The organism is Rhodosalinus sp. (genome assembly GCF_041685465.1).
In the GTDB taxonomy this organism is placed as follows: domain Bacteria; phylum Pseudomonadota; class Alphaproteobacteria; order Rhodobacterales; family Rhodobacteraceae; genus Rhodosalinus.
The window spans coordinates 1-8,699 of record NZ_JAWLFS010000045.1; the positions used below are offsets into that span (position 1 = coordinate 1).

General features: G+C 71.7%; 8 protein-coding genes. 6 read left to right on the forward strand and 2 right to left on the reverse strand.

Translation table 11 applies throughout. The annotated features are described in order from the left end of the window. Both ACESL7_RS04825 and ACESL7_RS04830 read right to left on the reverse strand, forming a co-directional pair. Positions 1–974 (reverse strand): aspartate-semialdehyde dehydrogenase (locus tag ACESL7_RS04825; RefSeq protein ID WP_372891990.1); only part of this gene is annotated, 974 nt, incomplete at its 3' end. 87 nt (positions 975–1,061) lie between these two features. Beyond that, complete coding sequence (locus ACESL7_RS04830) at positions 1,062–2,231, reverse strand: MFS transporter (RefSeq protein WP_372891992.1); 1,170 nt, start codon at positions 2,229–2,231, stop codon at positions 1,062–1,064. A gap of 193 nt (positions 2,232–2,424) precedes the next feature. Here ACESL7_RS04830 and ACESL7_RS04835 point away from each other — a divergent pair, with 193 nt between their 5' ends. From ACESL7_RS04835 to ACESL7_RS04860, 6 genes are all read left to right on the forward strand, one after another. Further along, positions 2,425–2,784 carry a MaoC family dehydratase gene (locus tag ACESL7_RS04835; RefSeq protein WP_372891994.1) on the forward strand — a complete coding sequence of 120 codons (360 nt, stop codon included), beginning with the start codon at positions 2,425–2,427 and terminating at the stop codon, positions 2,782–2,784. Beyond that, positions 2,784–3,134, forward strand: coding sequence for a hotdog family protein (locus ACESL7_RS04840; protein WP_372891996.1), 351 nt, complete (start codon positions 2,784–2,786; stop codon positions 3,132–3,134). Before ACESL7_RS04835 ends, ACESL7_RS04840 begins: the two co-directional genes overlap by 1 nt. A 49-nt stretch (positions 3,135–3,183) precedes the next feature. Then, entirely contained in the window at positions 3,184–3,516 is a 333-nt protein-coding gene (locus ACESL7_RS04845) for a hypothetical protein (RefSeq protein WP_372891998.1), read from the forward strand. A 25-nt stretch (positions 3,517–3,541) separates the two neighbouring features. Continuing rightward, positions 3,542–4,687: a succinyl-diaminopimelate desuccinylase gene (gene dapE / locus ACESL7_RS04850; RefSeq protein ID WP_372892000.1), complete on the forward strand. Its 1,146-nt coding sequence runs from the start codon at positions 3,542–3,544 to the stop codon at positions 4,685–4,687. Positions 4,688–4,831: 144 nt separating this feature from the next. Beyond that, positions 4,832–7,129, forward strand: a complete 2,298-nt coding sequence (gene rnr / locus ACESL7_RS04855; RefSeq protein ID WP_372892002.1) for a ribonuclease R — start codon at positions 4,832–4,834, stop codon at positions 7,127–7,129. 100 nt (positions 7,130–7,229) lie between these two features. Next, positions 7,230–8,627 (forward strand): lytic murein transglycosylase, encoded by a 1,398-nt coding sequence (locus tag ACESL7_RS04860; protein WP_372892004.1) that lies wholly within the window; start codon positions 7,230–7,232, stop codon positions 8,625–8,627. The last annotated feature ends 72 nt before the right edge of the window (positions 8,628–8,699 follow it).

Sequence of the window (8,699 nt, forward strand, 5' to 3'; positions counted from 1 at the left end):
GCGTTGAGCGCGGCGCCCTTGCGCAGGTTGTCGGAGACGCACCAGAGGTTCAGGCCGTTGTCGATGGTCGAATCCTGCCGGATGCGGCTGATGAAGGTGGCGAAATCGCCCACGCATTCGATGGGCGTGACGTAGCCGCCGTCCTCGCGCTTGTCGACGACCATGAGGCCCGGCGCGGCGCGCAGGATGTCGCGCGCCTCGTCCTCGTCGAGGTGCTCCTCGAACTCGAGGTTGATCGCCTCGGCATGGCCGACGAAGACCGGGACGCGCACGCAGGTGGCCGTGACCTTGATCGCGGCATCCACGATCTTCTTGGTCTCGGCGACCATCTTCCACTCCTCCTTGGTGGAGCCGTCCTCCATGAAGGAGTCGATGTGCGGGATCACGTTGAAGGCGATCTGCTTCTGGAACTTCTTCGGCGCGATCTCTTCGGTCGGGTTGTAGATCGCCTTGGTCTGGTCCCAGAGCTCGTCCATCCCCTCCTTCCCTGCGCCGGAGACGGACTGATAGGTGGAGACCACCACCCGCCTGATCGTGGCGCGGTCGTGCAGCGGCTTGAGCGCCACGACCATCTGCGCGGTCGAGCAGTTGGGATTGGCGATGATGTTTTTCCTGGCGTAGCCCTCGACCGCCTCGGCGTTCACCTCCGGCACGACGAGCGGCACCTCCGGGTCGTAGCGGTAGAGGCTGGAGTTGTCGATCACCACGCAGCCGGCCTTCGCGGCCCTGGGCGCATGGGTCTTCGTCGCGTCCGAGCCGATGGCGAAGAGCGCGATGTCCCAGCCGGTGAAATCGAAGGCCTCGAGGTCCTGCGTCTTGAGCGTCGCATCGCCGAAGCTCACCTCGGTGCCGAGCGAGCGGCGGCTGGCGAGCGCCGCGATCTCGTCCACCGGAAACTCGCGCTCGGCGAGAATGTTCAGCATCTCGCGGCCCACGTTGCCCGTGGCGCCCACGACGGCGAGTCTGTAGCCCATTGTCCTCGGCTCCTCGTGTTCTGCGCTGCGGCGCGGCCGCAGGGTCCGCGCGTCTTACACCAAGGCCGGAAGCGGCGAAAGGGCGGCTCAGTCGAGCCGGTCGCGCACGAAGAGGTAGGGGATCAGCCCCACGATCAGCAGCGCACCGAAGAGCAGGAAGACCGCGGCATAGGGGGCGACCGCGCTCTCGGCGCCCGCGGCGACGCCGGCGTGCAGCCGGCCGGTCACCATCTGCATCAGCCCGACGCCGCCGATGCTGAAGAGGTTCATCAGCGTCACGCCCCGCCCGGCGAGGTGCATCGGCACGTTGGCCCGCGCGTGCGCCATCATCAGCGGATAACCCATGCCGAAGAAACCCACGGCCGCGAAGAGCGCGAGCGCCGTCCAGTAGTCGGCCAGCGGCACGGCCCAGAGCGCGAGGCAGGCCGCCGCGCCGAAGAGCGTGCCACCCGTCACCACCCACTTGCGCGTGCCGAGCCAGCGGTCGAGCGGGCCGTAGGCGAAGGTGCCCGCGATCATGGCCAGCCCCATGACCAGGGTCGCGGTGCCCGCGGTCGTCGCCTGCACATCCGCCATGTAGGGCCCGATCCAGAGCCCCCGCAGCCCCGCCGCCGGCGCGTAATGCACCAGCATCAGCGGCATGATGAGCCAGAGCGCCGGGATGCGCAGCACGTCGAGCAGGCTGCCTTTCGCGCCCCCCTCGAGGGCCGGCGGGTCCTGCACGAAGGCGAACATCGCCAGTGCGAGCCCCCCCGTCACGCCGGCCAGCGTGAAAAGCGTCGCGCGCCAGCCCACGGCCTCGACCAGAAGCTCGAGGGGCACGGTGCTCGCCAGGTTGCCGATCGAGCCGACGCCGATCATCACCGCGCCGAGCGTGGCGAAGGCCGCGGCCGGGAAGCTCCGGGCGAAGATGAAGTAGCTTCCCATCAGCACGGGTGCGCAGCCCACGCCGATCAGCGCCATCGCGGCCGAGACATGCGCCGGCGTCTGCGCAAGGCCGAAGAGGATCGCGCCCCCCGCGCCGCCGATCAGGAAGAGGACGGACGCGGTGCGCCGCGGCCCCAGCCGGTCGAGCGCCCAGCCCACCGGCACCTGCATCGCCGCGAAGGCGAGGAACCAGAGCCCGGAGGCCTGCGCGAGGTCGTCGGGCGTGGCGCCCAGATCGCGGGCCAGCGGGTCGGACAGGACGGCGAGAAAGGCGCGAAAGAATTGACTGAAAACATAGGCCAGTCCGAGAAGCACCAATCCGAGCCGCATGCCTTGTCCCTCCTCCCCGTGAACCGCGGATGGGTCGCATGGCGGGCGGGCGGCTGCAAGCGCGCGATCGTGCGGCCACCTGCGCCGTGGTGCGCGCGGCCGTTGCGTCGGCGACGAAACCCGCCCACACTGAACGCGTTGGCGCCGTGACGCACGACAGGCACGGCCCGCAACGTGCCGGAGGACTGGCCGAATGACGCTGAACCTGCTCGCCCGCTGGACGCCCTCGCATGCCGAATTCGCGGAGTTCGCCCGCATCACCGACGACGACAACCCGATCCATCTCGACGACGGGGTCTATGCCATCGGCGGTTTTCCACGGCCCGTGGCGCCGGGCATGCTGATCTACGCCCGGCTCTGGGCGATGCTGCGCGAGGCGCGCCCGATGGTGCGGCCCGAGCTGCACATGCTCGTCTTTCCCAACCCGTGCTACGCCGGCGAAGAGGTGCGCCTCGAAGTCCGGCAGGAGGCCGAGGATACGCCGATCGTCCTGCGCGCCGTGCGCGCGATCGACGACAGCGAGGTGATGATCGGCGAACTGGAGGTGCAGTGATGGAGCCCGGCGCCAGCGCGCAACTGACGCGCACCTTCACGCGCGACGACGCGGCCGATCTTGCCCGGCTGACGGGCATCGTGGTGCGCGAGAATGTACCCGAACCGCTGATCGGCGGGCTGATCGCCTGCCTGCTGGGCACGCGGCTTCCGGGGCACGGCACCAACTGGCTGAAGCAGGATCTCCAGTTTCTCGAGCCGGTGCCTCTCGGCACGGACCTGACCGCGCGGGTCGAGGTGACGCGGGTGCGCCCCGAGAAAGACCTCGTCGATCTCTGGGCCAGCGTGCGCATGGCCGACGGCACCCTTGTCTGCGAAGGCCGCGCGCTTGTCCGTGCGCGGGGCCGCTGACGGCGTGCCGGGGGTGGCGGGCGCGGACAGGGGCGCTTAAGACAGGCGCATGAGCGCCAGGGATCACCCCGTCTACACCCTCCTCGTGGAGGCCGGCCGCAAGCCCGGCGACGGGCTGCCCGAGGGCGCGACCGGCGCGGCGCTTCTCTGCTACGCCGGCGGCGTGGACGAGGCCGAGGCCGTGCGCGAGACGGTGGCGATCCTCAAGCAGGCGGGGCTTTCCGTGCTCGACGTGGAAGGCCACGGCACGGCCGAGGAGCGCCGCGCGCAGGGCCACGAGATCGACGCCGAGGAAGCGGGGCTGATGGCGCGCGCGGCGGAGGAGAACGCGGTGATCGTCGCGCAGGTCACGCCCTTCTTCGACGAGGAGGCGCCGGACTGAGCGCCGCCGCCCGGGGAGAGACGCAATGCCCACCGATCCCGTCGCGCTGACCGCCGACCTGATCCGCTGCCCCTCGGTCACGCCCGAGGAAGGCGGTGCGCTCGCGCTGCTCGCCGACCGGCTGTCGGCCGCGGGATTCGACTGCCGCCGCGCCGACCGCGCCGGCGTCGCCAACCTCTTCGCCCGCTGGGGGCCGAGGGAGGCCGCGCGCCGCTTCGGCTTCAACGGGCATACCGACGTGGTGCCCGTGGGCGACGCCGCGGCCTGGAGCGTGCCGCCCTTCGGCGCGGAGCGGCGCGACGGCGCGCTCTGGGGCCGCGGCGCGACCGACATGAAATCCGGCGTCGCCGCCTTCGCCGCCGCGGCGATCGACCTCGTGACCGGGACCCCGCCCGAGGATGGCGCCGTGATCCTCGCCATCACGGGCGACGAGGAGGGCCCGGCCCTGGACGGCACCGCGGCGCTGCTCGACTGGATGGCGGAGGAAGGCGAATCGATGTCGGTCTGCCTCGTCGGCGAACCCACGAGCCGGGAGCGGCTGGGCGACACGATCAAGATCGGGCGGCGCGGCTCGCTCTCGGCGTTCTTCACCGTGACCGGCGTGCAGGGCCACGCCGCCTACCCGCACCGCGCGGTGAACCCGCTGCCGGCGATGGCGCGGCTGATGGACCGGCTGGCCTCGGCCAGGCTCGACGAGGGCACCGCGCACTTCGATCCCTCGACGCTCGCCGTGGTGACCATCGACACCGGCAACCCGGCGACCAACGTGATCCCGGCGGCCTGCAGGGCCACCGTCAACATCCGCTTCAACGACCGCCACAGCGGCGCGAGCCTGATCCGCTGGCTCGAGGCCGAGGCGGCAGCGATCGCGCAGGCCTTCGGCGTCGGCGTGGAGATGGAGACGAAGCTCTCGGGCGAAGCCTTCCTGACGCCGCCGGGGCCGCTCTCGGAGCTGGTGGCAGAGGCGGTGACGGCCGAGACGGGCCTCCGGCCCGAGCTCTCCACCGGCGGCGGCACCTCGGACGCGCGCTTCGTCAAGGATCACTGCCCCGTGGTCGAGTTCGGCCTGACCGGGCGGACGATGCACCAGGTGGACGAGCATGTGCCCGTCGACGAGATCGAGGCGCTCTCCCGCATCTACGCCCGCCTCCTGCGCGGCTATTTCGCGTGACGTGACCGGCGAAGATCTTTCGTACGAAAAATCTTCTGCCCGCGCTCCGCAGGCCTGGCGAATTTTCGTACGAAAATTCGCGGGCTCCGGTGCAGCGCCGCTTTTCGCGGTGACGCGCTCCGCGCCGCGTGCTAGGCGGCGCGCATGGCGAAATTGCCCACCAAGGACGACATCCTGCGCTGGGTCGAGGACAACCCGACCCTCGCCTCCAAGCGCGACATCGCGAAGGCCTTCGGGCTCAAGGGCGCGGACCGCGTCGAGCTCAAGCGGCTGCTGAAGGAGCTCGAGGACGAGGGCCACCTCGAGAAGCGCAAGAAGACCTACCGCGACCCGGAGCGCCTGCCGCCCGTCACCGTGCTGGAAGTCGCCGGCCCCGACGACGCGGGCGATCTCTTCGCCCGCCCGCTCGAATGGCACGGCGAGGGGGTGGAGCCCCGCGTGCTCGTGGTGCCGCGCGCCTCCGATCCGGCGCTGGGCGCGGGGGACCGCATCCTCGCCAAGCTCGCGCCGGTCAAGGGCGAGGGCCACAACTACGAGGCGCGGCTCATCCGCCGCATCGGCGCGACACCGCGCCGGGTGCTCGGCGTCTTCCGCAAGGATGCCGAGGGCGGGCGCATCGTGCCCATCGACAAGGGCGACGGCAAGGAGTGGACCGTCGCGCCCGACGCCATGCACGGCGCGAAGGACGGCGAGCTTGTCGAGGCCGAGCACGCAGGGCCCAAGGGCCGCATGGGCCTGCCCCGCGCGCGGGTGGTTGCGCGGCTCGGCGATCCCTCGGAGCCGAAGGCCGTCTCGCTCATCGCGATCCACCAGCACGGCATCCCGCACGACTTCCCCGAGGAGGTGCTGGAGGAGGCCGACCGCATGAAGCCCGCGGGCCTCTCGGGGCGCGAGGACCTGCGCGACATGCCGCTGGTGACGATCGACCCGGCGGATGCGCGCGACCACGACGACGCGGTCTGGGCGCATGCCGACGACGATCCGAAGAACGCCGGCGGCCACGTGATCTGGGTCGCCATCGCCGATGTCGCCCATTACGTGCGCCCCGGCTCCGCCATCGACCGGGAGGCGCGCCGGCGCGGCAACTCCAGCTATTTCCCCGACCGGGTCGTGCCGATGCTGCCCGACCGGCTGTCGGGCGATCTCTGCTCGCTGCACGAGGGCGTGCCGCGCGCCGTCGTCGCGGTGCGGATGCAGATCGACGCCGCGGGCCGAAAGATCGGCCACCGTTTCGTGCGGGGGCTGATGCGCTCGGCCGCCTCGCTCACCTACGAGCAGGCGCAGGCGGCCGAGGACGGCGCGCCGGACGACAAGGCCGCGCCGCTCGTCGCGGAGGTGATCCATCCGCTCTTCGCCGCCTGGCGCGCGCTGGTGAGCGCACGGAACGAGCGCCAGCCGCTCGACCTCGACCTGCCCGAGCGCAAGGTGGAGCTCTCGGAGGAGGGCAAGGTCGTCTCGGTCAATTTCCGCGACCGGCTCGATGCGCACAAGCTCGTCGAGGAGTTCATGGTCGCGGCCAATGTCGCCGCCGCCGAGACGCTGATCGCGCGGAAGTCGCCGCTCCTCTTCCGGGTGCACGAGGAGCCGGACCCGATGAAGCTCGACGCGCTGCGCGAGACGGCGGAGGCGGCGGGCCTCACCCTCGCCAAGGGGCAGGTGCTGCACACCGCGCACCTGAACCGCCTGCTCGGTCAGGCGGCGGGGTCCGACGAGGCGGAGCTCATCAACATGGCGACGCTGCGCGCGATGACGCAGGCCTATTACTCGCCCGCGAACCTCGGGCACTTCGGCCTCGCGCTGCAGTCCTACGCGCATTTCACCTCGCCGATCCGGCGCTATGCCGACCTGATCGTGCACCGCGCGCTGATTTCGGCGCACGGCTGGGGCGAGGACGGCCTCTCGCGGGAGGAGGTCGAGCGGCTCGAGCAGACGGCGATCCACATCTCCGAAACCGAGCGCCGCTCGATGGCGGCCGAGCGCGACACCACGGACCGCTACCTCGCCGCCTATCTCTCGGACCGCGTGGGCGCGGAGTTCACCGGCCGGATCAGCGGCGTCGCGCGCTTCGGCGCCTTCGTGAAGCTCGACGAGACGGGCGCCGACGGGCTGATCCCGATGCGCAACATCGGGCGGGAATACTTCGTCTTCGACGCCAGGCGGCAGGAGCTGATGGGCGCCGACACGGGCACCGTCATCAAGCCGGGTCAGCGGGTGACCGTGCGCCTCGCGGAGGCGGCGCCGGTCACCGGGGGCGTCGCGCTGGAGCTGCTGGAGCTCGAGGACGAGGCGCTGCCCGGCGCCCGGGCCCGACGCGGCGCCGGCGGCCCGCCCCGCCGCAAGGCCGCGCAGGCCAAGCGCAAGACGACCAAGGCGAAGGACAAGGCCGAGCGCAAGGACAAGGCCGCACAGAGCGAACGCAGGGTCACCCGGAAGCGGCGGTAAGCCGCCCGCGGGACGCGGCCGGGACGCGGCCCTTCCTTGAGGACGCGTTTCGCGGTATCCTGCGACAAAACAGTCCGACAGGATCGAGCAGGCCCGTATCATGACCCGTCGCGTCGCCGTCCGCGGCCTTTGTGCCATTGTCTGCGCCCTTGTCGCGCTCGCCCCGGTCGTGCCCGCCGCCGCGGTGGAACGATCGCTGCGCCCCGAAGTCCGGCCCGATAGCGTCGGGGGCCACGCCCTGCCCGCGGTCGCGCGACAGGCGGTCTATCCGGTGCCGGGCCGCTCGCTCCGCCCGCAGGCGCGGCCCGGCGCGCTGCCGCGCGCGGTGCGCGCCGCCCCCGCCGAGGAGGAGCGCCCGACCATGCCCGCATCCGAGCGGCAGGCCGCCTTCGAGGACTGGCTGGCGGATTTTCGCGCCCGTGCGCGGGGCGAGGGGATTTCGCCGCGCGTGCTCGACGCCGCGCTCGGCGGGCTGCGCTACGACGCCTCGGTGATCGATCGTGACCGCAACCAGTCGGAGTTCACCCGCACGCTCTGGGAGTACCTCGACAGCGCGGTGTCCGGGACGCGGATCGCCAACGGCCGCAAGGCGCTCGACCAGCACGGCGCGGCGCTCGACCGGATCGAGGCACGCTACGGTGTCGAGAAGGAGATCGTCGCGGCGATCTGGGGGCTCGAATCGGCCTATGGCGCCTTCCGGGGCGAGACCGAGGTGATCGAGGCGCTCGCCACGCTCGCCTTCGACGGCCGGCGGGGCGCCTTCTTCGAGAGCGAGCTGATCGCGGCGCTGAAGATCCTTCAGGCCGGCGACACCACGCCCGACCGCATGACCGGCAGCTGGGCGGGCGCGATGGGTCACACGCAGTTCATGCCCTCGTCCTACCTTGCCCACGCGGAGGATTTCACCGGCGACGGGCGGCGCGACATCTGGGGCGCGGATCCGACCGACGCGCTCGCCTCCGCCGCGGCCTACCTTGCCGGGTACGGCTGGACCGAAGGTCAACCCTGGGGGGTGGAGGTGCGCCTGCCCGAGGGCTTCGACTACCGCCTCGCCGCACGCGACGTGCGCAAGCGGCCCTCGGACTGGGCGCGCCTCGGCGTGCGCGACATGGAGGGCCGACCGGTGCCTGACCACGGGCAGGCCTCGCTCCTGCTGCCCGCGGGGGCGCGTGGGCCGGCCTTCCTGATCTTCGACAATTTCCGGGTGATCGAACGCTACAACCCTGCCGATGCCTATGTCATCGCGGTGGGCCATCTCGCCGATCGTCTCGCAGGCGGGCCGCCGATCCGCGGCGACTGGCCGCGCGGCGACCGCGCGCTCACGTTCGACGAGCGCAAGGAGATGCAGCGCCGCCTGACCGCGGCGGGCTTCGACACGCGCGGGATCGACGGGCGCATCGGCCCGCTCACCATCGCGGCCGTGCGGGACTGGCAGGCGGCGCAGGGGCTGGCGCCGGACGGCTATGCCTCCCTCACCGTGCTCGAACGGCTGCGCTAGCCTCTCCGCAACGACGGAGCGCGACGCCGGAAGCGAAACGGGTGGCGGCCGACCGGCAGGCAGCGGCCGTGC

Bases quoted from the DNA above. Each gene is read 5' to 3' on its own strand.
- dapE (WP_372892000.1), top strand. From the start codon at position 3,542: ATGCCCACCGATCCCGTCGCGCTGACCGCCGACCTGATCCGCTGCCCC.
- rnr (WP_372892002.1), top strand. From the start codon at position 4,832: ATGGCGAAATTGCCCACCAAGGACGACATCCTGCGCTGGGTCGAGGAC.
- ACESL7_RS04845 (WP_372891998.1), top strand. From the start codon at position 3,184: ATGAGCGCCAGGGATCACCCCGTCTACACCCTCCTCGTGGAGGCCGGC.
- ACESL7_RS04840 (WP_372891996.1), top strand. From the start codon at position 2,784: ATGGAGCCCGGCGCCAGCGCGCAACTGACGCGCACCTTCACGCGCGAC.
- ACESL7_RS04835 (WP_372891994.1), top strand. From the start codon at position 2,425: ATGACGCTGAACCTGCTCGCCCGCTGGACGCCCTCGCATGCCGAATTC.
- ACESL7_RS04860 (WP_372892004.1), top strand. From the start codon at position 7,230: ATGACCCGTCGCGTCGCCGTCCGCGGCCTTTGTGCCATTGTCTGCGCC.
- ACESL7_RS04830 (WP_372891992.1), bottom strand. From the start codon at position 2,231: ATGCGGCTCGGATTGGTGCTTCTCGGACTGGCCTATGTTTTCAGTCAA.